General features: G+C 43.0%; 17 protein-coding genes. 13 read left to right on the top strand and 4 right to left on the bottom strand.

Annotation, left to right across the window (positions count from 1 at the left end; translation table 11 throughout):
• Both Q0688_RS03410 and Q0688_RS03405 read right to left on the bottom strand, forming a co-directional pair.
• Positions 1–954: sugar-binding domain-containing protein (locus tag Q0688_RS03410; protein WP_367179778.1), on the bottom strand; the 954-nt coding region annotated here is incomplete at its 3' end.
• A gap of 189 nt (positions 955–1,143) precedes the next feature.
• Positions 1,144–2,190 carry a LacI family DNA-binding transcriptional regulator gene (locus Q0688_RS03405; RefSeq protein WP_299073192.1) on the bottom strand — a complete coding sequence of 349 codons (1,047 nt, stop codon included), beginning with the start codon at positions 2,188–2,190 and terminating at the stop codon, positions 1,144–1,146.
• A 435-nt stretch (positions 2,191–2,625) separates the two neighbouring features.
• On the opposite strand from Q0688_RS03405, the gene Q0688_RS03400 reads away from it, so the two are divergent.
• The 5 genes from Q0688_RS03400 (at position 2,626) to Q0688_RS03380 (ending at position 10,405) form a co-directional block, all read left to right on the top strand.
• Positions 2,626–5,295, top strand: a complete 2,670-nt coding sequence (locus tag Q0688_RS03400; RefSeq protein ID WP_299073191.1) for a TonB-dependent receptor — start codon at positions 2,626–2,628, stop codon at positions 5,293–5,295.
• A 155-nt stretch (positions 5,296–5,450) separates the two neighbouring features.
• Positions 5,451–7,001: a tryptophan halogenase family protein gene (locus Q0688_RS03395; protein WP_299073189.1), complete on the top strand. Its 1,551-nt coding sequence runs from the start codon at positions 5,451–5,453 to the stop codon at positions 6,999–7,001.
• Positions 7,002–7,048: 47 nt separating this feature from the next.
• Entirely contained in the window at positions 7,049–7,768 is a 720-nt protein-coding gene (locus Q0688_RS03390) for a SapC family protein (protein ID WP_299073187.1), read from the top strand.
• 10 nt (positions 7,769–7,778) lie between these two features.
• Positions 7,779–8,798 (top strand): cupin-like domain-containing protein, encoded by a 1,020-nt coding sequence (locus tag Q0688_RS03385; protein ID WP_299073185.1) that lies wholly within the window; start codon positions 7,779–7,781, stop codon positions 8,796–8,798.
• A 59-nt stretch (positions 8,799–8,857) separates the two neighbouring features.
• Positions 8,858–10,405 (top strand): tryptophan halogenase family protein, encoded by a 1,548-nt coding sequence (locus Q0688_RS03380; protein ID WP_299073183.1) that lies wholly within the window; start codon positions 8,858–8,860, stop codon positions 10,403–10,405.
• Between the two features lie 49 nt (positions 10,406–10,454).
• Here Q0688_RS03380 and Q0688_RS03375 read toward each other — a convergent pair whose 3' ends face one another.
• Positions 10,455–11,150, bottom strand: coding sequence for a PEP-CTERM sorting domain-containing protein (locus Q0688_RS03375; protein ID WP_299073181.1), 696 nt, complete (start codon positions 11,148–11,150; stop codon positions 10,455–10,457).
• Positions 11,151–11,346: 196 nt separating this feature from the next.
• On the opposite strand from Q0688_RS03375, the gene Q0688_RS03370 reads away from it, so the two are divergent.
• The gene (locus tag Q0688_RS03370; RefSeq protein ID WP_299073179.1) at positions 11,347–13,491 is read left to right on the top strand and encodes a winged helix-turn-helix domain-containing protein; all 2,145 of its coding nucleotides are present in this window, start codon (positions 11,347–11,349) and stop codon (positions 13,489–13,491) included.
• 58 nt (positions 13,492–13,549) lie between these two features.
• On the opposite strand, the gene Q0688_RS03365 is transcribed toward Q0688_RS03370, so the two are convergent.
• Positions 13,550–14,653 carry a sulfotransferase family 2 domain-containing protein gene (locus Q0688_RS03365; protein ID WP_299073177.1) on the bottom strand — a complete coding sequence of 368 codons (1,104 nt, stop codon included), beginning with the start codon at positions 14,651–14,653 and terminating at the stop codon, positions 13,550–13,552.
• Between the two features lie 249 nt (positions 14,654–14,902).
• On the opposite strand from Q0688_RS03365, the gene nagB reads away from it, so the two are divergent.
• The 7 genes from nagB to Q0688_RS03330 all read left to right on the top strand — a co-directional run bounded on the left by nagB (position 14,903) and on the right by Q0688_RS03330 (position 25,088).
• Positions 14,903–15,709, top strand: coding sequence for a glucosamine-6-phosphate deaminase (gene nagB / locus Q0688_RS03360; RefSeq protein ID WP_299073175.1), 807 nt, complete (start codon positions 14,903–14,905; stop codon positions 15,707–15,709).
• A gap of 194 nt (positions 15,710–15,903) precedes the next feature.
• Positions 15,904–16,797 carry a BadF/BadG/BcrA/BcrD ATPase family protein gene (locus Q0688_RS03355; RefSeq protein WP_299073173.1) on the top strand — a complete coding sequence of 298 codons (894 nt, stop codon included), beginning with the start codon at positions 15,904–15,906 and terminating at the stop codon, positions 16,795–16,797.
• Position 16,798: 1 nt separating this feature from the next.
• On the top strand, positions 16,799–17,926 hold the full coding sequence (gene nagA / locus Q0688_RS03350; RefSeq protein WP_299073171.1) for an N-acetylglucosamine-6-phosphate deacetylase: 1,128 nt from the start codon (positions 16,799–16,801) through the stop codon (positions 17,924–17,926).
• Between the two features lie 37 nt (positions 17,927–17,963).
• Positions 17,964–19,277 carry a sugar MFS transporter gene (locus Q0688_RS03345; RefSeq protein WP_299073169.1) on the top strand — a complete coding sequence of 438 codons (1,314 nt, stop codon included), beginning with the start codon at positions 17,964–17,966 and terminating at the stop codon, positions 19,275–19,277.
• Between the two features lie 99 nt (positions 19,278–19,376).
• Entirely contained in the window at positions 19,377–21,317 is a 1,941-nt protein-coding gene (gene acs / locus Q0688_RS03340) for an acetate--CoA ligase (RefSeq protein ID WP_299073167.1), read from the top strand.
• 30 nt (positions 21,318–21,347) lie between these two features.
• Positions 21,348–23,987: a family 20 glycosylhydrolase gene (locus tag Q0688_RS03335; RefSeq protein WP_299073165.1), complete on the top strand. Its 2,640-nt coding sequence runs from the start codon at positions 21,348–21,350 to the stop codon at positions 23,985–23,987.
• Positions 23,988–25,088: a heparan-alpha-glucosaminide N-acetyltransferase domain-containing protein gene (locus Q0688_RS03330; protein WP_299073163.1), complete on the top strand. Its 1,101-nt coding sequence runs from the start codon at positions 23,988–23,990 to the stop codon at positions 25,086–25,088. It begins immediately after the preceding gene.
• Position 25,089 lies beyond the last annotated feature (1 nt).

Below are 25,089 nucleotides of genomic sequence, written 5' to 3'. Positions count from 1 at the left end.
AACAACTTCTCCCTGCTCATCGAGCAAGCTGACCACACAACGATACAAGTTAGGGGTTTCGGCTGTCCATTTTCGCGGGCTTTCTATGGCAATAGTTTGAAAAACCACGTCATCCCAACCGCCTTTTTCATCAACGCGCTTATTGTCGGTACTTTGTATTTCGGCTTCACCGATAATTGCATTTTTATCAAAAACCTGCACAGACACCTGGTAATGTTCAGGTGCATCTACAGTGGTTTTGACGGCCAAGGTAGCATCGCGGTAACAGGCATCAAGATCAGGCGTAATAAAAATATCTTTGATATGCGCTTGTGGCTTAGTCAATAAAGTCACATCACGAAATATGCCACTGAGCCACCACATATCCTGATCTTCAAGGTAACTGCCATCACTCCAACGTATTACCATCACCGCAATGCGATTTTTACCGGCAATTAAGAATGGCTGTAAATCAAACTCACTGGGTAAGCGACTATCTTGTGAATATCCCACCCACTCGCCGTTACACCACAAATGAAACGCCGAGTTCACACCATCAAAAATAATGTGATTACCTTGGGTTAATTGCTCTTGGGTGATAGAAAATTCAGTTCGATAACAGCCGGTAGGATTATCACTTGGCACAAAAGGTGGATTGACCGGAAAAGGGTATTTAACGTTGCAATAAATGGGCTTATCAAATCCCTGCAACTGCCAATTAGATGGGACAGCAATGCTGTGCCATGGCTCTGGAGTGTGTTCCTCCAGAAAAGAGTCATCTACCGCTTCGGGTTTTGCAAAAAGTTTAAATTGCCACTGGCCGTTTAGTAGCTGCCTGCCTGTGTTTAATTTATGTAGCGCGTCAGCAGAGGTTTTATATCCGTTTAGAGGGCTATGAGCCTTAACATTATTGATTTGGGTGCTTAATGGCGTTTCCCAGTCGCGGCGCAGAATAACCTGCTGTAAAGTCGTCATGAAGTTTTCCGTAGGCTGGTAAATGGTTAATATTTATTGTGCCAAATTATCATTTCATTTTACGAAAAACCACACAATAGAACATGGAAATACTGATAGGAAACACTAAAGGATGATTGCGTCCCCCTTTTTGGGGTTAACATTCAGGTTATACCAATCACCGTAAGTAATCAGCCTTTGCGTATTAATCTAGTCCTCAGTCACTCCAAGTGTCGACTCTCTGGTCACTAATTGCGGCCGGTAGTGCAAATGAGTAATGCTATCGGCATTGGTTTTAGGGGATCGCAAATGAGCAAGGTGCTGGATCAAAGACGCCGCTGCTTTGCGTGCAATCACATTTGTTGGCTGAGCGGCTGTGGTTAACTGCGGCCATGTTTGACGAGAAAAAGGGCTATCCTCAAAACCGGCGATGGCCATATCGCTGGGCACATTTAGTCCTTTTAAACGCACCGCAAATAACGCCCCTGCCGCAATCTCATCGTTACAAGAAAATATGCCTGTGGGTGGATTATCTAGAGATAATAGTTGTTTCGCCCCTTGTACACCAAATTCAAAAGAGTACGAGCCATCTATTTGATAATCTTCAATTATAGGCAAATTGTGCTTTTTTAAGGCCTGCTGATACCCTAATTTTCGTTCATGACTAGACTGGTGGCACTCGTCACCCCGTAAAAATGCAATCTTCCTATGACCTTGCTCAATTAAATGTTCGGTAATATCGAAGGCGGCATCGCGGTCATTGATACATACACAAGGTGAAGATCCTTGGCTCACTTCACTGGCAGAAATAATCCGAATAAAAGGAATATTCATGTCATCTAAGGCACTGAGCACATCGGTCATTTCTGACAGCGGCGGTGAAATAATCAAACCTGCTAATTGCGAGCGTTTAACCATAGTGGCTAATTCATCGACTATATCTTTGTTAGTGGCCGAACAAGGGTGAATAACCAGCTCATATCCGCGCTCTCGGCATTCCGCCAAAATGCCGTTTTGCATGTCGAGTACATAATAAGCATTGGGGTTGTCGTACACGTAACCTAGTGAAAAAGATTTATTCCCAGCTAAATTTCGCGCCGCATTATTGGGCTGATAGTTTAACTGACGGATTGCGTCGTTGACTTTTTTGAGGGTCTCTTTACGCACTGAGCCTTCATTATTAGTAACCCGCGAGACTGTTTTAAAAGACACGCCCGCCAGCTCAGCGACATCTTTAATGGTCGTTTTTGTTTTCATTGTTGTATCAAATACCACTTTTATATTGAGTTATGATGTCAAAATCCAAGGTCAATATTAACTCATTTAATTTCAATCGCTTACTAAACTTTTGCACACTTTTTTAGAACAAAAAATAAGCGCGATGCTGAATAAACACACATTTGGTTTTGTGTTTTTTTTGTAAAACATGTTGCAGAATTATTTCAATTGGATTAGATTACCCACAAATGACAACGCTGTCACCAGTTTACACAAAATAAAAACCAAGTTGTCATTATTATTTTTGGATGAATAACAGGGCTTAATCTTAATCATACCAGTGCATTAAGTTCAGGTGATCTAAGCATAAGTTCTATGTGAGTGCTTGAGCTTTCATCCTAGGTATTTTAAATATTTTTTTAGAATAAAATGACAACGCTGTCAATAATAACTGAAGGTAGGATATACATGAAAATGTCAAAGTTTAATAAAATCACTACAGGCATTAAAGTTGCCTGCGTAGTGGGCACGGCAATAGGAGGCGTTACGGCAACTTCTGCCACCGCCCAAGAATCTACCGGTAACGCCACCGAAGTCATTGAAGTGAAAGGTATTCGTGGTTCTTTAAAAGAAAACATCAATGCCAAGCGCTTCGCCGACGGCGTTGTTGATGTTATTACTGCTGAAGATGTAGGTAAATTTCCAGATAAAAACGTAGCCGATACGTTATCGCGTATTACGGGTGTGGCAGTAAGCCGTGAATTTGGTGAAGGTGAAAAAATTACAATTCGTGGTGCAGGTCCAAAATACAACCGTACTTTATTAAATGGCCAATCGGTGGGTACTGCCGATTGGTTTATTCTAGATGAAGCAAACCGCAGCTTTAACTACACCTTGCTACCTTCTGTTATTGTTAAAGGGTTGGAAGTACATAAATCTCCTTCTGCTTCAATTGATGAAGGTTCTTTAGGTGGTACGGTTATTCTAAACACCCGCCGCCCATTAGAGTTAGATGCCAATACGGTCAGCCTAGCTGCTGAAGCGCAATATTCAGAAAGTTCTGGCGAAACTGATCCTAACCTTGCCGCTATGTATTCATGGAAAAATGAAGACGAAAACATCGGTTTCATGCTATCTGCGGTTAAACAAGACCGCAACGTAGAACGTCAAGGCTTTGAAGTATTAGGTTGGGTTGAAGGCCCAGATGACGAATTCTCTGTGCCTCGTAACATAGGTGTGCCAAAGTTTGTTCAGCAACGTGAACGTGAAACCCTTTTCGGTACATTACAATACGCCCCATCTGACGACCTACTCATAACATTTAATGCTCTCTCTTCTGAAGTCGATGCCAATAACGAAAATGCTAACTTAATTAACTTTGCTGGTGTTTCTGAGCGTGATGAAAACATTGCGAATGCGACCAATGTTGTTAATGGCGCTGTATTGGCTTCATCAAGCGCCGAAGGTCGTTATGCTTACAACATGATCAACCGTGTATCATCAACAAAAACCAACCAGTTTCATCTAGATATTGATTATGCGACGGATAGCTTAGCAGTCAACTTTGAAATCGGCTCAACCGAAGCTAAAGGTGGAACATACCGCGAAACATCATGGGAATACGTAGCCAATGGCGTAGGTTATGCTTATGATCTAACGGGTACTCCAACGGTAGAAGTAGGCGCAGATCCGTCAGATGGCAGTAATTTTGCGGGCGGTTGGTTATGGGGTGGCTCTAAACCCACCACTGATGAAGAAACCTTTGCTCAGGTAGATCTTGAATTTCAAGTAGACGCAGGGCCATTTACAGCCATTAAAACCGGTGGTAAATATCGTCAAGCTGAACGTACTCAAGGACGTACTGCCTTTAGTTGGCATGGTCCACAACCAAATGGTGCGGGCGATCAAGATAACTACTTAGCCTATATTTTTGCCCAGTGTCCAACTATGGCTGATTGTGGCTTAGATGGTAACGGTTCTGTCAGTATTGATGCATTAGCCAACGGCAACCTAACTGAACAGGTCGCTCAAGTTCGCTCAGTAATGGAAGATATTGCCTTTAACGGCTTAAATGGTGTTGATGCCTTCCATTTTGAACATGATAACCTTGCTGAAATTTGGGCGGTAGAAGAAGATATTATTGCCTTATATGTTCAAGGTGATTTTTCAGGTGACGGTTTCCGCGGTAACTTAGGTTTACGTTACGTTTCTACTGACCAAACCTCTTTTGGTTATGAATATTCCAGTGATTCATCTGGTCTTAAAACCCTTAATGGAGAATGGTTAAACCCAAGTAGTTTAGAGTGGGTTTCGCAAGACAATGATTATGCTGAGTTTTTACCAAGCTTTAACATTGCCTTTGATTTAAGCGATGATAAAATTTTACGGGTAGGCGCAGCACGCGTTATGGCTCGTCAGAACTGGGCTGATATTTCAAGCCTAGAAACCTATGGTTCTTTAAGCGGTGATACCGCCAATGGTTCTCGTGGTAATCCCTTGTTGAAACCCACTATCGCCAATCAGTTTGACGTATCTTTTGAGTGGTATTATGGCGACTCATCAATGTTTTCAGCTGCTTACTTTATGAAAGACCTGAACTCATTACGTACCACAACCTTTTTTACAGAAGACCGTTTTGACCAACAAAGAGAAGTTAATGTTCCTGTCACCTTCTCTCAGCCGGGCAATGGCTTAGGTGGTGTGATTGAAGGTATTGAGCTTGCTATCCAACATGATTTTGGTGGTTATGGTGTAAGTGCAAACTATACCTACACTGATGCGTCTGCGGATGCCGAGCGTGACCCTGCCAACGTAGGCTCTGGCTTAGTTGAAGGTACCTCTGACAACATGCTTAATCTCACCGCTTACTATGAAAATGATACCTTTGGCGCCCGCTTAATGTATAACTACCGTAGTGAATGGTACAAAGGTATTCATTCCAATGGCGATGAAATTTATAATGATGAATTTGGCCAATGGGATGCAAGTGCTGCGTATAACGTCACTGAGAGCCTTTCTTTTACCTTAGAAGCCGTTAACATAACCGACGAAGAAGTCATGGAATACAACCTTGATAAGGCACGTATTATGTCTTTGTATGCCAACGGTCGTCGTTTTGTAGCAGGGGTACGTTATAGCTTCTAGCTTCTAGCTTCTAGCTTCTAGCTTCTAGCTTCTAGCTTCTAGCTTCTAGCTTCTAGCTTCTAAAGTGGGCATCAATAGAATATAAAAGTCGAGCTTAGGCTCGACTTTTTCTTACTACATTGCTTGCGAAGGTTATAAAACTCACTGAGGGTTATATGGATTCACCAATAAAACATATTGCCATTGTTGGGGGAGGCACAGCTGGGTGGTTAACGGCTTGTATACTTGCCAAACAATTAAATAATCAGGGCGACCTCACAACCACTATTAGCCTTATTGAATCGGCAGATATTCCACCTATAGGCGTAGGCGAAGGGACAGTGCCCACTATGCGCCAAACCCTTAAAATGATCGGCGTAAACGAAGCAGACTTTATTCAACAATGCGACGTTACCTTTAAGCAGTCCATCAAGTTTGTCGATTGGTTACACGCTCCCACAGCGCAGCGTAGTCACAGCTACCATCATTTATTTAACTACCCCAATACACCAGGTTTTGATCTGACCCCTTATTGGTTATTAAATAAAGCGCATAATAGCTACGCCAGCCATGTAAGTTTTCAAGAAAATATATGCGACTTACAGTTAAGCCCTAAACGTATAACAGACAAAGAGTATGTGGGCAGCTTGGAATATGCTTATCATTTAGATGCTGGCAAATTTGCAAAATTTTTAGCACAACATGGCTGCGACAAACTCGGAATCAAACATAGATTTTTCACTGTAGAAGAAGCCATATTGGGGCCTGATGGCAGCATACAAACATTACGTGCCAAAGACGGACAGGTAATAGCGGCAGATTTTTTTGTAGACTGCTCTGGTTTCTCTAGCCGCTTAATGGCAGAAGCGTTAAAGGTGGGCTTTGTCAGTAAAAAACATCAATTACTGGTCGATCATGCCATCGCCATGCAAGTGCCCTATAAGGATGAAAATAAAGAAATCTCCCCGTATACCCTAGCTACTGCCCACGAAGCAGGCTGGACTTGGGATATTGGCCTGTCGAAAAGAAGAGGTGTGGGTTATGTGTATTCTTCACACCACACCTCCCATGACAGAGCAGAACACATCCTAAGGCAATATGTGGGGGATGAGTCCATTGGACTATCCCCTAGGCGGATCCCCATGAATGTGGGATACAGAGAAAAATTTTGGCATAAAAACTGTGTAGCCATTGGCCTTGCCGCCGGTTTTGTAGAGCCCTTAGAAGCGACAGCCCTGCTTATTGTTGAGGCTTCAGCTAAGTTGTTGGCTGAAAAACTACCCACAACAACGCGAGGCATGGCCTATGCTGAAAAAACCTTTAACGACATCAGTCGTTACGCTTGGGATAGAGTCATCGATTTCATCAAGCTACATTATTTTTTAAGCCAGCGCCGCGACAGCGATTTTTGGCTGGATAATGTCAACCCAGACACCGCACCAGACAGTTTGTTAGCCAAGCTCGATTACTGGAAATTTAATTTACCTAGCCAGTCAGACTTTTCCAGTAAGTATGAAGTATTCCAATTAGAAAATTATCAGTATGTACTTTACGGTATGGATTTTAACACCGACTTGAGCCAAATAAGCCAGCGCTATCCACATCTAAAGGTGGCCGATAAAGCCACACAAAAAATGCAACAACATGGCCTTCAGGCACAACAGCATTTATCGTCTCACCGAGATACTATCAACAAAATTAAACAATTCGGTATGAGCAAAATATAATTGCATGCTTATGCTAACAGTACAGTTGAACACCACAGGACTTAACAATGACCAACATAAATATGATCCCTTTAGATCCCGTTAAACACAAAAACTTGCGTATCAATGTTGATCGTAATTATTCACACGTCAGTCATCAAAATATGACGGCTTTGCTGGCGTCAGAATTTTTACAGGCATCCACTAACTTCCCCATAGTCTTTGTTAAACAACCCGACACCGGCAAATTTAAAAGTGTGGCTTTGCTAGGATTAGATTCAGAAGAAAATGTAGTGTTTGCTAATAACAAAATCCACAGTAACTATATTCCTATAAACATTCGTCGCTACCCTTTTGCTGCGGGCGCAAAAAACGCAAAAGAAGATGAAATGATCTTATGTATCGATGAAAACAGCAGGTTACTAAATGAAAAGGAAGGTGTAGAAATTTTTGATGAAAATGGCAAACCTTCTGCTGCTACCAACCAAGTTACCACTATGCTCACTGACATTTTAGCCAAAGACGCCGCCACAGATATTTTTATCGAATTTTTGGTTGAGAATGATTTGCTACAAGCAGCCGAAGTGAAATTAACCCTAGGTGAAGAAGGGGAAAGAAAACTAAATGGGCTATATAAAGTGGATGAAGAAGCATTAAACGAACTCGATGATGATGAAGTACTCACCCTATACAAGCGCAAGTATTTTCCTGCCATATACGCACACTTAGCCTCGTTAAGTCAGTTTCAACGTCTGTTACAGCTAAAGTCTAACTTTACACCTGAGTAAGAGTGTCATTATGAATCACTCCGCCCTAACTGAAATTGAACATTGGCATAATGTCACCCCAGAGATATTTACCAAAGAAATACTGCCCTTACACAAACCCGCCGTATTAAAAGGGCTTGTTAATGATTGGCCTGCAGTAAAACAGGCAAAGACAGGCGTCGAAAATTTATACCAGTATTTTTCAGACTTATATGTGGGGGGCGATATTCAGTTTGCACGTATTCCCCCCAAAGAAAAGGGGCGCTTTTTTTATAACAAGGATATGTCAGGCTTTAATTTCAAAAGAGAAATAGGCCCATTAGATGTTTTTTTTCGTGACGTTCTAGCAGCGAGTCAAGATGACAGCGCCGATATACTGGCCCTGCAAAGCGCTCCTATTGCCGATTATTTTCCCGACTTTGATAATCAAAATCCCTTTCCCTATTTTGCCAAGAGTGTGCCCCCCAGAATTTGGATTGGCAACAATGCCATTGTATCCGCCCACTATGATGATTCAGAAAACCTTGCCTGCGTGGTAAGTGGTAAACGAATATTTACCCTATTTCCCCCCGAACAAGTTGAAAACCTCTATGTGGGGCCAATGGATTTCACTCCTGCAGGCGCACAGGTCAGTTTGGTTGATTTTGATCAGCCTGACTTTGATAACTTCCCAAAATTCCAGCAAGCATTAGAAAATGCAGTAGTTGCGGAATTAGAACCAGGCGACGCTATCTATATTCCAACGCTTTGGTGGCATCACGTACGTGCGCTAGGCGGTGTGAATATGTTGGTTAACTATTGGGAAGGAGGCTCTATTAATAGCACTACCAAACCTATGCCATCAGATAGCATTTTAATGGCCATGTTAACTATCCGTGATTTACCTTTAGAACAAAAAAACACTTGGAAAGCCTTATTTGATTACTACATTTTTTCAGACCAGCACCAAAAATACGATCACATCCCACAGCAAGCCAGAAGTATTTTAGAGCCGTTAAATGAGCACGCCAGAAAAGCCATTAAAAAATGGCTCAAAAAACAACTTAAATAGCCCAGCACTTGAATTTGACTAGATACACTAAAGGCAAAGAGACGCTGAAGGAAAAATACATGAATAAAGCGATAGAGAATATAGTGATTGTTGGTGGAGGCACCGCTGGTTGGATATCGGCGGCGATGTTAGCCAAACAACATTGTGGGGGTAAAAACTCTAACATTAGCATCACCTTAATTGAGTCGGATCAAATTGCGACTATAGGGGTAGGTGAAGGGACGTTTCCAACCATGAGAAAAACCTTAAGCACCATAGGTATCTCAGAGACTGAATTAATAAGGCGTTGTGACGCAACATTTAAACAAGGCGCTAAATTTGTAAGCTGGCGCTTAAATGACAGCAAAGAGTTTTATTATCATCCCTTCAATGTACCCAGTGGTTATGGCCAATTTGATATGACCGCGTACTGGCAAAAGCCAGAAAATCAAGCCAAGTATGGTCGCTTTGCAGAAGCGGTAGATTTTCAAGATCAAATTTGTGAAGCCGGACTCGCCCCGAAAAAAATAGTCACACCTGAATATCAATCGGTCTTAAATTATGCCTACCACTTTGATGCCATAAAAGTGGCAGAGCTTATTAAAGAAAAAGCCATTGAATTAGGCGTGCAACATGTGGTCGATAAAGTCATGGATGTGCAACTAGATAAAGGCGGTTACATTGAGCATTTGCACTGTGAAAAAAGCGGCGCCATTGCAGGGGATTTATTTATAGATTGTTCCGGTTTTGCCGCAGTATTAATTGATAAAACCATGAAAATCCCCTTTATTCCCGCTAAGAAAACCTTATTTAACGACTATGCAATAGCCACACAAATTCCTTATGACGATGGCGAAGATATTGCTTGCCACACTATTGCCACAGGGCAAACCGCCGGTTGGACTTGGGATATTGGCTTAAGTAGCCGTAAAGGTATGGGTTATGTTTACTCGAGCGACCACACCAGCCATGAAGATGCCATTCAAACATTTGCCAAACATATTGGCCCTAAAGCAGAAGGGCTAGACTTTAGGAAGATCCCTTTTACTTCGGGATACAGAGAAAAATTCTGGCATAAAAACTGTGTGGCGATTGGTTTATCTGCTGGGTTTTTAGAGCCATTAGAAGCATCGGCCCTCATACTGGTCGATAATTCAGCAGAATGGATAAGTGAGCGCTTACCTATTGACTTTACCAGTATGAAAGTGATTGCCAAACAATTTAATCATGGTTTTACTAAAAAATGGCAAGCCATAGTAGACTTTTTAAAGTTACATTATGTGCTGTCAGAAAGAACCGACGAAGCATACTGGCGGGATAACGTTCAAAAAGAAACCATGTCTGATCGCTTGCAAGATTTGTTAGCACTTTGGAAATACCACCCACCCCATGTCAATGACACCGATGCTCAGTTTGATGTGTTTCCGGTGGCCAGCATTCAATATGTGTTATACGGACTAAATTTTAAAACTGATGTGAGCAAACATGGGCACTTATACCAAAATGATATGCGCGCCCAAAAACACTTTCAACAAAACCTTAAAATGTTAGATAAAATCAAAACTAGCCTACTCAATCACCGTGATTTTATAGAACAAATTAAGTTACATGGCTTGCAAAAGATTTAATTTCAAGTTGGAGAATTAGCTAGCCCTAGTATACGTTTCGCAGCGATTATTATGTCCTTCTTGACATATTACGAGCAAAACCAATACCAATCAATGCTAGGCTAAAGATGGCAAAAGTGGATGGCTCTGGGACATCCGATGTTGTTGGTGAGTCCTGAACCATAAACCAACCCGACAAGTCCCATTGGGTTGTGCCATTGGCAATATGTTCATAATCATTTGTTCTCGCGTAGTATTCAAACAAAAAGTCATTTTGTAATGGGTCGCTTCGATCTGCAGACGCTATTCCTCCTAAACGGGTCGCAGTGCCATCCGCATAAAATCCATAACTATACAAACTATGCAAACTAGCATTGATACCTTCATTAGTGGCGCCAAAATATTGGGAAAATAAATTGTCGGTAAAGCCCGTATCTCCAACGGAATCACACCTTGCTCCTGTGCCATAATCAAAACAAGGCCCATTAGAAACAATGTCGATACCAAGTTGATCAGTAGGGTCGGCAAATTGTGAAAACATAGCGCTAAATTCAGCGAATGAAGCCACATGATACCCGGTTAACGCCAGTGTTTGGTTATAGGTCCAACCATCTGTTTCTGTTAAATCCAGCCATTCAACACCGTCAACTGTCACGTGATTGCCGTTGTCTATTATGCTAGCGTTAACATTAGCACTCAGTGCCAACACTAAAATTAGCGCCACTAGCAGTGTTATTACATGGTTCATTATTTCTGTGTGTTTCATTGTATTGTCCTTAAAGTAATTTAACTCAATTTTTGTTTTTTTGATTGATTTCAGTCGGAGCACTGATATACCCGTCATTAAGATAGTTTTGATCTATTTAAATGTTCTATGGAAAAGTTATGGAAAACCTATGTAAAGCTATGTGACCTAGGTATAGTGGGTTTTATGAGCAGTACAGGGGTAGGAATGGGTTTCAATGACGATTGATTTCCACGTAGGTAAATGGCAGTGTTTTCCTAATGGTTGTTTAATTTCTGATGGCAAACAGCAGATAAAGCTTGAACCCAAAGCCATGGATTTATTAGTGGTGTTGGCCTCAGCGGAGGGTCAATTAGTGACCCGTGATGATATTTTTGCAAATGTTTGGAAAAACCAGATTATTGCCGATCATGTCTTGTATAACTTAATTGCCAATTTACGCAAAATTTTAGAAGACGATCCGCAAAAACCGACCTACATAATTACGGTACCCAAAAAAGGTTATCGCTTAGGCCAGCCAACTCAGCCCTTGCAACAACCCGCGATTCAAGTAAAAAAACCAAGATGGCACACTTTAATGAATATCGCTGCCGGTATTTTATTGTTTGTTATTATGGCTTATTGGATCAACCAACCGCTTGACCAAAATCCAACACCCACAGAAAAAACGGCCATACCCTCTTCAATTGCTGTTTTACCTTTCGATATCTACGATGCAGACACTAATTTAAGTTACTTTGCCGATGGTTTGTCAGAAGAGATTATTCATCAATTAACGGCGATTCCCGAGTTGGCGGTGATTTCGAGAACCTCTTCGTTTGCTTTCAGAGGGAAAAGCATGGATATCCAATCCATTGCTAACAAACTCAACAGTCAATTTGTATTAGAAGGCTCAATCAGAAAATCAGGAGAGCAGCTAAGGCTGACCATTCAGCTAATTAAAGCCAAAACGGCGACTCATTTATGGTCAAAAGTATTTGATATAACAGAAACTGATGTCTTTAAGTTGCAACAAGACATTAGCCTCTCCATTGTAAATTCTATGCTGCCCGAATATGGCGATATCCCGGTAGGAAAGCTTCGCGTACACCCCCGTCATGGCGAGGCTTATCGGCATTTTTTGCGGGGCAAGGCCATGGCTGCCAAAGCCACAGTTGAGCATATCCAACAAGCCATAGCAGAATGGCAAACAGCAATCGAATTGCAGCCAGATTATGCGTTAGCCCATGTTTCGATTGCATTTAATACTATGGTGCTTTATCAACATCGGGTCATCGAGGCCGAAGAAGCCCGAGATATTGCGCAAAGGGCGATAGCAACGGCATTGCAACAAGACCCTTTTCTGGCATTAGCGCATACGGCACAAGGGTTATTGCATGTTAATTATGGGGAGTTTGCAGCTGCAGAAACCGCCTTTATACGTGCGCTTAATTTGGATCCCACTTTACCCCTAGCTCATCATAATTATGGCTATTTATTGTGGTTACAAAGTAAGCATCAGCAAGCATTGGGGCACTTTCAACGGGCGTTAGCCACCAATCCTATGTCTGCTATTAGTAACTTTGCGGTTGCGGATTCTTTATTTGTGACCGGTCAACTCGATGCTGCTTTAAAACAATATAAACATTGTGTCGCGTTACTTCCCGACTACCCGGCATGTCAATTGGGGATTGCCAATTTTTACCGTTTTACCGGTCAACCTCAAAACGTGCAGCAGCATATGCTAAAAGCCCAACAGCAATTAGCAAAAGACAATACCTATTGGTTAACGGCTAAGACTGTCGATGCAATGTGGCAAGGCAATCCCGTACAGGCTAGCCGCATACGAGACACAATGGCGATTTTTGAAGACAGTCATTACCTAGACTTACAACTGAAAACACTGATGAATGTGCAAATAGGCAAGTCGCAACAGTGGTCATTAAAGTTAGCGTATTCTGCTAAAAAATGGCCACAAAACAAGTCGATTACGCTGGTCTTGGCATTAAATTATTATTTTGCTGGTGATTATCCGGCTTCGATTAAACTATATGAATCGATCCCATTTAAAGACATTGAATTATATGAAAAATTTAGTGTTGCTGCGTGGGGTGTATCCCATGTAGCCAATATGGCTGATTGTTATCAACAATCAAATAATCAACCCAAGCTTCAAAAAATGTTGCTATCCCTAAGGCAACAAACAGACAAATTTAAGACCGACAACTATGTCATCCCAGGGTTGATGTTGCTACAAGCAAAAATGGATCTGTTATCGGGTAACGCTGCACAGGCAAAGACTAAACTGTCCAACTTAGATAAGTTAGATTGGCCATTAGAATGGATGCAACAGGTTGATCCTATTTTTGGGTCCATTCGATAAAGTGATTTATCTTGGGTAAATGCAATTAATCAGATTCTATTCTAAGGTTAGTTAGTACTCACCAGTTAATCACCCCTTTCACCACCACATCTTTTTGCTGTAACACTTTGCCCATTTGTGAGGTGAGCAGCAGTTTGATTTTGGGCTGGCCTAGTTCTAATCCTAAAGCGGGATTGCTTGTAGCGGCGTCAATTACTCTTGCTATGGCGATGATCTCATCTATTGCTGATGGCCGTCTAATTTGTTTGATCTGCTTGGCAAATTTAGTGCCTTTAAAATACTCGGCTACCGATTTTTTGAATAACTTTACCCAATTTTTGGCGTATTCTTTTCCCGATCCTGTGGTTTTATGTAAATACAAATTAAGGGTCACAAAAAAGGTTTTGTTTTCTTCGATAAAGCGACGATTTGAGAGCTCGATATCCAAAATACAATTCCAAACCGTGTAAGGAATAACAAAGTCCAATTTGCCACCTTGGTATTTTATTTTATTGATTGAAAGTTGCTGCGTACGCTCGATGAGTTTAGCCTTGCAATGCTGGTAAAGTTGCAAATCAAGCTCATTAGCCGCCAGTATTTTATCGACTACTTCGGAGGAAATTTGTTTAACACTTGGGCGGTTGATGGTGGCTCTTTTGACATCAATAGTCTGCGGCCAAGTAAAGTCTCCGACCTCACTAAAATAACTTAAAGAACGATCGTATTCTTCGAATATTCCCACATGCATATCTAACTCATCGATAAGGGAAATAATCTCTGTGGCCCGCTTGGATGTTAAGGCGCTTTCTGAATAGATACGTTGTCCATCTAAAAACTTCAGCATGTAGTTCGAGGTTTGTGGGTTAGAGATATATTCTGCAAAGCTGTTAGGGTGAGTCGTTAAAAACCCCATGAATTCGGGATTTTTTCTGATGTAGTAATATTCTGAGATAAGCCTATCGACGGGATGGCGCAACATCATAAAAATAAACTCTTGCTTATATTTTTCTCGGTTGGCGCGGTCAAAAATATCGCCGCAAGTAGACGTTTTTGTCTCAAATTCCAAATGCCGATAATAATAGTCGAGGGGCGTTTGCCACTCGGTACCTTTGATCACGCAGTTGATGCTAGTGCCACCTGTTTTAGGAATGTGAATAAATATAGGCTGCTGTTTTTCTTGCATAAAACTCTCTAAGGCGTGAAACCATGATAAAAAACGGTAGTCTGGATCTGGCTCTACAATACGATTAATTATAGGTATTGTCGATCCTAGCCATCCACCCAATCGATCAAAATGTTGCAAATAGTTTAATACAATGTATTATAAATGACAACGCTGTCATTTTGACGAATAAACAAATAACAAAAGGGTTTTGTCGTCGCCATTAGGGCAACGAATACCAGTAAGTTGATTGAGGTTTTAGAAAAGCTTATGCAAATTATTATTTATGATAACGCTCAGCAGGTTGCTCAAAGTGCCGCCCAATGGGTTAAAGAGCTTATCAATAAAAAACCCGATCCTGTGTTAGGTCTAGCCACGGGTAGTACGCCTATTAGCCTATACAAAGAGTTAGTTGCGCAATATACAGCTGGCCAACTGAGCTTTAAGAATGTCAGCACTTTTAATCTTGATGAATATCACCAAATCGACCCAGCTAATCCTCAAAGTTATCGCAGTTTTATGCACCAAAACTTATTTAAGCATGTGGATATCGATACAAATAATACATCATTACCTACTTGCGCTGTGGGCGAAAACCCAAGAACCCAAGGCTTGGCTTATGAGCAAAAAATCAAACAAGCCGGTGGCATTGATTTGCAAATTTTAGGCATAGGAGGCAATGGTCATATTGGTTTTAACGAGCCCACTTCCAGCCTGTCATCCCGCACTCGCATCAAAACCTTAACCCAGCAGACTATTAGCGATAATAGCCGTTTATTTAAACAAGGTGAGGTTCAGCCAACTATGGCCATGACTATGGGCATTGCCACTATTATGGATGCCCGTTACGTAGTGTTAATGGCAACCGGCGCAAGCAAAGCCCAAGCAGTAAAAGAGATGATTACTGGTGGTGTGTCTGCCATGTGCCCTGCTTCTGCGCTACAAATGCACGAAAATGCCATTGTATTGTTAGATCAAGCAGCAGCCAGTGAATTAGGTGAAAAAAATTATTACCAATGGGCCAATAACGAAAACCGTAAGCTCATTGAAGATTACGGTTATTTTCATAACTATTAAAGGAAACTATCACTAAATAGCCCGCTCAATTTGTTGCAAATAGTTTAATAATAGGTAAACTAAAATGACAACGCTGTCATATTGTAAGCATTTAACCCGCTTACAATGACTTTAACTATTGATTGATGCTCGAAAATTAGTGCACAGATACACCTTTACAAGTAGCTATTGTTTTAAGAACAGAGGAATTATTTTTGACTAATTCAACAGACATCTTTCTAGGCATTGATGGCGGCGGTACTAAATGTAAGGCTCGCTTGGAAGATGCACAAGGCAAGTTATTGTCCGAAGCTATGGCGGGGCCCGCCAATGCTTATCGTAATTTGCCAGGTTCGGTTGCAGCGGTTCTAGAAGCCAGCCAAAAAGCAGTGGCTAAGGCCAATGTCCAAGGGTTAGACCTAAGCCAAGTTCATGCTGGGATCGGCTTGGCTGGGATTAATATTCCTCAAGTTAAACAAGCGTTTTTAAAACAGAGCCTTCCTTTTGCAAGTTGGCATGTCACCACAGATTTGCATATTGCCTGCCTTGGCGCGCATTTAGGCCAAGATGGCGCCATAGTGATAGTAGGCACTGGCTCGTCAGGTATTGCCATTCACAATGCTCAACATCTAGAGATTGGTGGCCATGGCTTTATTGTGGGCGACAAAGGCAGTGGCGCTTGGCTTGGCAAAAAAGCCATTAGTCAATGCCTAGAATCATTAGATGGGCTCAGCCCCCATAATTTGCTGAGCCAACAACTTATGCACAAACTCAATTGCCACAATGCCTATGATGTAGTGAGTTTAACCTTAGAAGCAAAACCGGCATTTTACGCTTCGATTGCGCCCCTCATTTTTGAATTGGCCGAAAGTCAGCAACAAGATGCATTATTATTAGTGAAACAAGCGGCGGATTATATTAACAAAATTTGTTTTAGGCTATTGAAGGGCAATTCAGGTAGTCTTTCTTTAATAGGTGGCATAACCCAGCCGTTACTGGGATATTTGCATAGCGAATTGCAAGCAATCATTCAGCCCGCCAAAGCGACGCCCGAGCAAGGTGCTGTTTTGTATGCTAAGTCCAAGTTTACTCAGAATATAAGAGGCTAAAATGCAGCATTATTTTGCCCAGCGTTTATTTGATGGCTCCACAGTAAAGCAAAATCAATTGATTAAGGTTAACAAGGGCAGCATTCACTCTATTGAATCATCGCAACCGCTAAACCAAGCCATTCAACTTAATGGTTTAGTGGTGCCCGGTTTTGTGGATGTGCAAGTCAATGGCGGCGGCGGGGTATTATTTAATAACCATCCCAGTGCAGAAACCTTAGTGACCATGAGTCGCGCCCATCAACAATTTGGCAGCACGGCTATTTTACCTACCCTTATCACCGATGATTTAGCCACCATGCAATCGGCGGCCCATGCCGTGGCATCGGCTATGGAACAAAAAGTGCCGGGTATAGTGGGTATTCATTTTGAAGGGCCTCATTTAAGTCAGCCCAAAAAAGGCATTCATCCCCAGCAGCATATTAGGCACATTAGTCCTGCCGAAATGGCCTTATTTACCCGCCAAGATCTTGGTGTGGTTTGTGTCACCTTAGCCCCAGAAAATGTCTCCATTGAGTCAATCGAAGAGTTAGTCAGCGCTAAGGTCAAAGTGTGTTTAGGCCACTCAAATGCCAGTGCCCAACAAACTCAAGCAGCACTTAATGCTGGCGCAACAGGCTTTACCCATTTATTCAATGCCATGTCACCTTTGCAAAGCAGGGCAGCGGGCATGGTGGGAGCAGCATTATTAGACTCATCCAGCTATTGTGGACTCATAGTTGATCACGAACATGTTGATATTCCCAGTTGCCAATTGGCCATAAAATGTAAAACTCCTGAGCGCATCATGCTGGTGACCGATGCCATGTCTCATGTGGGTAGCGATCAAATTGCACTTGAATTTGCGGGTATGCAAATCCATCGACAAGGTAACAAATTAACCATTGAAGGCGGCAGATTAGCCGGCTCGGCTCTCGATATGGCCACTGCGGTGCGTAACAGCATAGTGGATCTAGGCTGCGCCGTTGAAGATGCCTTAAAAATGGCCTCGGCTACGCCCGCAGCATTTTTAGGGTTGCAACAACAAAAGGGCGCTTTAGCCGCTGGGTTTGACGCCGATTGGGTAGTACTAACTGACCAATACCAAGTAGATGCCACTTACATCGCGGGCCAACACGTTTCCGCTTAATTCAGACTTAACATTAGACTCATTGAGAAGGTGAACAATGCAAACAAATTCCTCACAACAGCCTAGTTCGGGCGCACTGGTACCTATGCTCATAATAGGTATGCTGTTTTTTGTCTTTGGCTTTGTCACTTGGCTGAACGGCGCCTTGATCCCATTTTTACAAATTGTATGTGACTTAACTGAATCACAAGCGCTGTTGGTGGCCTTTTCTTTTTACATTGCCTACGTGGTAATGGCGCTGCCTATGTCATGGGTACTCGACAAAGTAGGGTATAAACACGCTATGTGTTTAGGGCTAGTCGGCATTGCCTTAGGCTGTCTATTGTTTATTCCCGCCGCCTATTCGCAAGAGTTTGCAGTATTTTTAGTGGCGCAATTTATTGTGGGGACGGGACTGACTATTCTGCAAACCGCTTCTAATCCTTATATCGTTAAAATTGGCCCCCAAGAAACTGCCGCGGTGCGTATTTCTATCATGGGACTACTCAATAAATTTGCCGGTTTCTTAGCACCTATCGTTTTTACTGCCTTAGTGTTAGGTGAATTTGCAGGGGTGAATGCACAGTCAATCGCGGCCTTATCCGAGGCAGAGCGAGTCTCTCAAATTACTGCTTTAGCCGATGGCCTAGTGTTACCTTATGCCTATATGGCGCTGGCGCTATTTGCTTTAGCGGTTTTATTAAAGTTTTCTTCATTGCCTGATCTTGTGCTTGAAACGCCCCCCACAGCAGATGCCGAAGCCGGTAGTTTAAATGCCTACCCACAACTAATACTTGGGGTGATTGCACTGTTTTTATATGTAGGTGTTGAAGTGATAGCCGGCGATACCATCGGCCTATTTGGCTCCCAGTTAGGTGTGGCGAATGCCACTTCGCTTACCTCCTATACTATGGCGTTTATGGTGATTGGCTATTTGATGGGCCTAGTGTTAATTCCACGCTTTATTGATCAAGCGCAGGCGTTGGCTGGCTCGGCCATTTTAGGTTTAGTGCTAAGTGTGGCTGTGGTATTTGCCGATGTTGAATCCACTTCTATCTCGAGTGTGTTATGGGGTTGGATGGGCATAGCCGAACTACCTAACGCCGTCACCCTCATCGCCATATTAGGTTTTGCCAATGCATTAGTGTGGCCTGCAGTGTGGCCCTTAGCCTTAGACGGTTTATATAGCTTAACGGCTCGTGGGTCGGCTTGGCTAATAATGGGAATATCGGGCGGCGCAGTATTGCCGTTACTTTATGGTGTTTTGGCCGAGCATTTTGATAGCCAGGCGGCCTACTGGATGATGCTGCCTTGTTACGGTTTCATCCTATTTTATGCCTTAAAAGGGCATAAAATCAGGACATGGTCTTAACCCTATAGCAAGCCTAAAGATCCCATCTTTAGGCTTATTTATTCCTTCACATTGAATAGTAAACCAAGCTATCAGGCTTCATTTTTACTGGAATCCCTTATGACTAAAATGCTCTATCCCGTGCCAGATAACGCTACGCAAAATTCTTATTTGAGCGCCGAAAAATATCAAACCATGTATCAACAATCCATTGGATCTCCAGATGAGTTTTGGCAGCAACAATCACATATTATAGATTGGTACAAAGCCCCTACTATCATTAAAAACACTCAGTTTGCTAAAGATGATTTACTTATAAAGTGGTTTGAAGATGGTGAGCTAAATGTTAGCTACAACTGCATCGATAGACACCTAGCCAAACAAGCTCAACAAACCGCCATCATATGGGAAGGCGACGACCCAGACACCGATAAACACATCAGTTATCAACAATTACATGATGAAGTATGCCGTTTAGCTAACGGTTTAAAAAAACTAGGGATAACCAAAGGCGACAGAGTGGCAATCTATATGCCCATGGTGCCAGAAGCCGCATACGCTATGCTGGCTTGCACCCGAATTGGCGCGGTACATTCAATCATTTTTGCAGGGTTTTCGCCTAATGCCATAGCCGATCGCATCAACGACTGCGATGCTAAAGTAGTGATCACAGCCGACGAAGGTCGCCGTGGTGGTAAAACAGTTCCCCTCAAAATCAACGTAGATGTGGCCTTAAAAGATAACCGCTGCCCCAGTATTGAGCACTGTATTGTGTTTCAAAACACCCAAGCTGACTTACAATTGAATACGCTAGATTGTTGGTGGCACCAATTAGTTGCAGACTGCGGCACAGATTGCCCGCCAGCCGTGATGAACGCCGAAGATCCGTTATTTATTCTCTACACCTCTGGCTCAACGGGCACCCCTAAAGGTGTGGTGCATACCACAGGGGGATATTTAGTCTACACAGCACTGACTCACAAATACGTGTTTGATTATCACCCCGGCGAAATATACTGGTGCGCCGCCGATGTGGGCTGGATCACCGGCCACAGCTATATGGTGTACGGCCCCCTCGCTAATGGTGCCACCACCTTGTTGTTTGAAGGCATACCCACCTACCCAGATGTCAGGCGTATTTGCCAAGTGGTTGATAAGCATCAGGTGAATATTCTGTATACCGCGCCCACTGCTATACGGGCGCTCATGGCCCATGGTGATTATCCCGCCGCTGGCAGCCACTGTGACTCACTGCGGCTACTAGGCTCGGTTGGCGAGCCCATCAACCCTCAAGCGTGGCAATGGTATTATCAAACCATAGGCAAAAGCCGCTGCCCCATAGTCGATACTTGGTGGCAAACCGAAACGGGCGGCATCATGATCACTCCTTTACCCAGTGTCACCGACTTAAAGCCAGGCGCCGCAAGTATGCCATTTTTTGGGATCCAGCCCGCCATAGTCGACAGTACAGGCAATGAATTAGTCGGTGCCGCTGAAGGTAACTTGGTAATTCAAGACAGTTGGCCAGGCCAAGCCAGAACGGTTTATGGCGACCATGAACGGTTTATTCAAACCTATTTCAGCACCTACCATAACCAGTATTTTACCGGCGATGGTTGCCGCCGAGATGAAGACGGCTATTATTGGATAACGGGACGCGTGGATGATGTGCTTAATGTGTCTGGCCATCGCTTGGGCACCGCCGAAATAGAAAGCGCGCTAGTATCACACCCAGCTGTAGCTGAAGCGGCGGTTGTGGGCTATAACCACGATATTAAAGGCCAAGGGATATACGTGTATGTAAGCCCAGTCGCTGGCCAACACTATGATGAAGACCTCACAATCGAACTCAAAAACTGGGTGCGCCAAGAGCTCAGTCCCATTGCCACCCCAGATATGCTGCAATGGACCCAAGGTTTACCTAAAACTCGCTCAGGCAAAATTATGCGTCGAATTTTACGGAAAATTGCCGCCAATGAGCATCAGCAACTCGGTGATGTATCGACGCTGGCAGATCCTAGCGTGGTAGAGAGTTTGATTGAAAATAGACTAAACCGCTAACTTACCCACTATGTACACAGGACTTAACCTATGAAAATCGGTACTGCGACTACGCCGTTAAACAACCCACTAAAGAAACCTGCCTTTGCTTGTTTAACTGTTTTTTTGGCACTGTTAATGGCTGGTTGCGGCCAAGCAAACCACGCACAACTAGCCTCTCAAGAAAACTTGCCCCTTAAGGTAAGCGAGGCGGCGCAACATATTAAAATCAAGCTGGGGATTGAGCACAATTATCTGACTGCAGGTTGCCCCAACAACACACAAGATTGTTACCGGGCCACCATGACCCTTCAGCTTCCAACTAATATGCCCCAAGATTGGCGCATACTATTTAGTCATTTATCGCCTATTAATAAGTCCATCAGTGAGGCATTTAATTTAAGCCATATAAATGGCGATATGCATCAAATTTCCCCCAAAGCAGTTAAATTACAAGCAAACACTGCCTATAAGATTACCTTTTATGGCAACACACCTTTAGTCTCAGGCTCTGTGTTGTTTCCTAATTACCTACTCGTGGCAGGCGATGGTAAAACCAGCATAATAGCCTCAACCACAGAACATATAGCACCTGGGCACCAAGTGCCAAGCCCACAACATATAATGCCATTTACCCGCCCAGAACAAATGCTCAGAAAGGCAGATGACAAGGTGGCGATTGCAGATGCCAATGAACGATTTGCGCGATTTTCTGCAAGAACAGTCAATCATACCGCCGCTCAAGCCCCGCGTATCATCCCCCAATTGCATACCGCCAAATGGTCAGGAACGACTATTGAGCTACATACAGGGCTGCGATTACCCAAAATGCCCAAAAATCTCGCTACTGCTGTCATCCAAAGATTTAATGCCAACGCCATAGAAACAAGCCCACAAGGTTTACCTATAATGGCAAAATTGCAAACCGATGCCACACCGCAAAGCTACGTTTTGAGCATCAGCACTAATAAGATACAAATAGACTATGGCGATAGCGCTGGTTTTTATTACGCCATGATGTCAATCGCCCAACTTTATGATGCCAGTAGTCAGTCTCTGCCTATTGGTGTAATACACGACCAACCCAATATGGCATTTCGCGGCTTGCATATTGACGTATCACGAAACTTCCGTAGTAAAGACTTTATCTTGCAAACCTTAGATCAAATGTCTTACTACAAACTCAATAAACTACATTTACATTTAGCCGACGACGAAGGCTGGCGCTTACAGATTGACGGCTTACCTGAGCTAACCCAAGTAGGGGCATTTAGATGCTGGGATGAAGCAGAACAAAACTGTCTATTACCGCAACTTGCAGGAGGCAATGGCGAACTGGCTACAACTAGACAAAACAGCGGCTTTTATAGCGTTAATGATTACATAGAAATCTTGCAATATGCCCATGCAAGGCAAATTGAAGTGTTGCCGTCTTTGGATATGCCAGGTCATTCTAGGGCCGCCATTGTCTCGATGAACGCCAGATATCACCGCTTGATGCAGCAAGAAAAGCCTGCCGAGGCGCAACAGTACTTTTTAACTGAGTTGGCGGATAGCAGCCAGTACCGCTCTATTCAGCATTATAACGACAACACCTTAAACCCCTGTTTACCCGCTACTTATACTTTTGTTAGCGAAGTGCTGAACCAGTTGATTCATATGCACAAAACCGCGGGGGTACCGTTAAAACGCTATCACATAGGTGCAGATGAAACTGCTGGGGCATGGACTGATTCACCTGCCTGTAAAGCGCTGATTGCTAGTGACGATAGGCTTACAGAGGCGGCACAACTGGGCTCTTATTTCGTCGAGAAAGTGGCCAATACTATCAGCGAGCTGGGTATAGTACCGGCTGCGTGGAGCGATGGCTTTACCCATGCAAATGATAAAAATTTGCCCAATAAAGTCCAATCTAACGCATGGGAAACTTTGTACTCAGGCGGCCATACTAAAGTGCATAAGATGTTAAACAAAGGCTGGGAAGTGGTATTGTCTTCACCGGATGTGCTGTATTTTGATTTTCCTTATGAAGCCGACCCTATAGAGCCGGGATATTACTGGGGTTCTAGAAGCACTGACACCTATCAAGTCTTCCAATTTATGCCACATAATTTGGCTGTGCATGCCGAAATTTGGAAAGATAAATTTGGCCACGATTACCAAGCATCAGCCAGCATAGATATTCAAAACAACCGACAAGTATTAGGTATTCAAGCACAGCTTTGGGGAGAAACCGTACGCTCAGATGCCCAAGCAAACTATATGCTATACCCAAGATTACTAGCCGTTGCCGAACGAGCTTGGCACTCGCCGGCTTGGGCAGAGCCTTATCAATCTGGCGTAGATTATTCCGCCGAAAGCACACATTTTGACGACACCCAAAAACACGCCATGAACACAGATTGGTTAGGCTTTAGCCAAGTGTTAACAACTAAGGCTATGCCGCAGCTCATAAAAGACTCCATAGTGCCCAGAGTGCCATTACCCGGCGCTAGGCAAAAAGACGGGGGGTTGACCTTACACTCTGCTATGGGTGGCTTACCACTTGAATATAAAGTGTCTGGTCAAGATTGGCAGCTTTATAAAAATCCAACAGCGCTTCCAAAGCAAAATGAGATCCGTATCAGGGCAAAGATCCCTAACAGCCAAATTAGCAGCCGCGAGCAAGTTTTGCCAGCGATGGAACAATAAATGTCACAGCCTAGCCAAACCCGTATCGATGCCATTGATGTATTACGAGGCTTAGCCTTAGCCTTGATGTTGTTGGTGAATAATCCAGGCTCGTGGTCGGCGGTTTATGGACCATTTTTACATGCAGATTGGCACGGATTGACGCCAACAGATCTAGTATTTCCGTTCTTTTTGTTTGTGGTAGGCGCGTCAATGGCATGCTCACTTAGAGGCCAAATTCAACACTCTGGTTTACCTTGGTTGTCGGTGCTAAAGCGTAGTTTTTTATTGTGTTTGATTGGCTTTATTTTACAGATTATTCCTCTTGACCAAACACCAGACACATGGCGAATAATGGGAGTGCTACAGCGCATCGGTCTGTGTTTTTTATTGGTTGCTATTGCAATAACCATCCTAAAAGAGCGTTGGCTTATACTAGTTTGCAGCTTAGTTTTAATAGCATATTGGTTGTTGCTGTTAACCGCAGGCTCCTCACCTTATTCTTTAGAAAGTAATCTTGTACGTCATGTGGACATGGCCATACTTAGTAGTTCACATATGTGGCCAGGAAAAGGCTTAGCGTTTGATCCTGAAGGCCTGCTTAGCACTATTGGCGCTAGTATCACTGTATTAAGCGGTTATTTAGTCTGCGTTAAGGTTTTACAACAAAAAACTAAAAATCAGCAAATCATACAGCTACTACTAGTTGCATTTGCCTTACTTTGCATAGGGTTAATTTGGTCTTTATGGCATCCTATCAATAAAAATTTATGGACAGGCTCTTTTGTACTAGTTAGCAGTGCAGCAGCGTGTTTAAGCCTCGCGTTAATCATTTGGATGTGGCGCGTCTCGGTTTTCACACCTGTACTTAACGGATTAAAAATCTATGGTAGTAACCCAATATTCATCTACGTGGCTGCTTGGCTTTTTTCGGTGTTTTTAAGTAGAGTTACAATCACCGTCAATCAGCAAACACTGTCTGTTCAGGAATGGATATTTGGCTGCTTACAGAACCTTATGACCGCAAAACTTGCTTCTTTGATATACGCGATAATTTTTGCAACATTATTCTATTTAGTAGCACTAGTTTTATATAGAAAACGCATATTTATTAAACTGTAAT

Source organism: uncultured Paraglaciecola sp., assembly GCF_937123705.1.
Taxonomy (GTDB): Bacteria; Pseudomonadota; Gammaproteobacteria; order Enterobacterales; family Alteromonadaceae; genus Paraglaciecola.
This window is presented reverse-complemented; position numbering and strand designations above follow the sequence as displayed.

What these genes read in the sequence shown, in the direction of transcription:
- Q0688_RS03375 (WP_299073181.1), bottom strand. Translation starts at nt 11,150, where the DNA reads ATGAAACACACAGAAATAATGAACCATGTAATAACACTGCTAGTGGCG.
- Q0688_RS03370 (WP_299073179.1), top strand. Translation starts at nt 11,347, where the DNA reads ATGACGATTGATTTCCACGTAGGTAAATGGCAGTGTTTTCCTAATGGT.
- Q0688_RS03405 (WP_299073192.1), bottom strand. Translation starts at nt 2,190, where the DNA reads ATGAAAACAAAAACGACCATTAAAGATGTCGCTGAGCTGGCGGGCGTG.
- nagA (WP_299073171.1), top strand. Translation starts at nt 16,799, where the DNA reads ATGCAGCATTATTTTGCCCAGCGTTTATTTGATGGCTCCACAGTAAAG.
- Q0688_RS03395 (WP_299073189.1), top strand. Translation starts at nt 5,451, where the DNA reads ATGGATTCACCAATAAAACATATTGCCATTGTTGGGGGAGGCACAGCT.
- Q0688_RS03345 (WP_299073169.1), top strand. Translation starts at nt 17,964, where the DNA reads ATGCAAACAAATTCCTCACAACAGCCTAGTTCGGGCGCACTGGTACCT.
- Q0688_RS03330 (WP_299073163.1), top strand. Translation starts at nt 23,988, where the DNA reads ATGTCACAGCCTAGCCAAACCCGTATCGATGCCATTGATGTATTACGA.
- acs (WP_299073167.1), top strand. Translation starts at nt 19,377, where the DNA reads ATGACTAAAATGCTCTATCCCGTGCCAGATAACGCTACGCAAAATTCT.
- Q0688_RS03335 (WP_299073165.1), top strand. Translation starts at nt 21,348, where the DNA reads ATGAAAATCGGTACTGCGACTACGCCGTTAAACAACCCACTAAAGAAA.
- Q0688_RS03390 (WP_299073187.1), top strand. Translation starts at nt 7,049, where the DNA reads ATGACCAACATAAATATGATCCCTTTAGATCCCGTTAAACACAAAAAC.
- Q0688_RS03380 (WP_299073183.1), top strand. Translation starts at nt 8,858, where the DNA reads ATGAATAAAGCGATAGAGAATATAGTGATTGTTGGTGGAGGCACCGCT.
- Q0688_RS03365 (WP_299073177.1), bottom strand. Translation starts at nt 14,653, where the DNA reads ATGCAAGAAAAACAGCAGCCTATATTTATTCACATTCCTAAAACAGGT.
- nagB (WP_299073175.1), top strand. Translation starts at nt 14,903, where the DNA reads ATGCAAATTATTATTTATGATAACGCTCAGCAGGTTGCTCAAAGTGCC.
- Q0688_RS03400 (WP_299073191.1), top strand. Translation starts at nt 2,626, where the DNA reads ATGTCAAAGTTTAATAAAATCACTACAGGCATTAAAGTTGCCTGCGTA.
- Q0688_RS03385 (WP_299073185.1), top strand. Translation starts at nt 7,779, where the DNA reads ATGAATCACTCCGCCCTAACTGAAATTGAACATTGGCATAATGTCACC.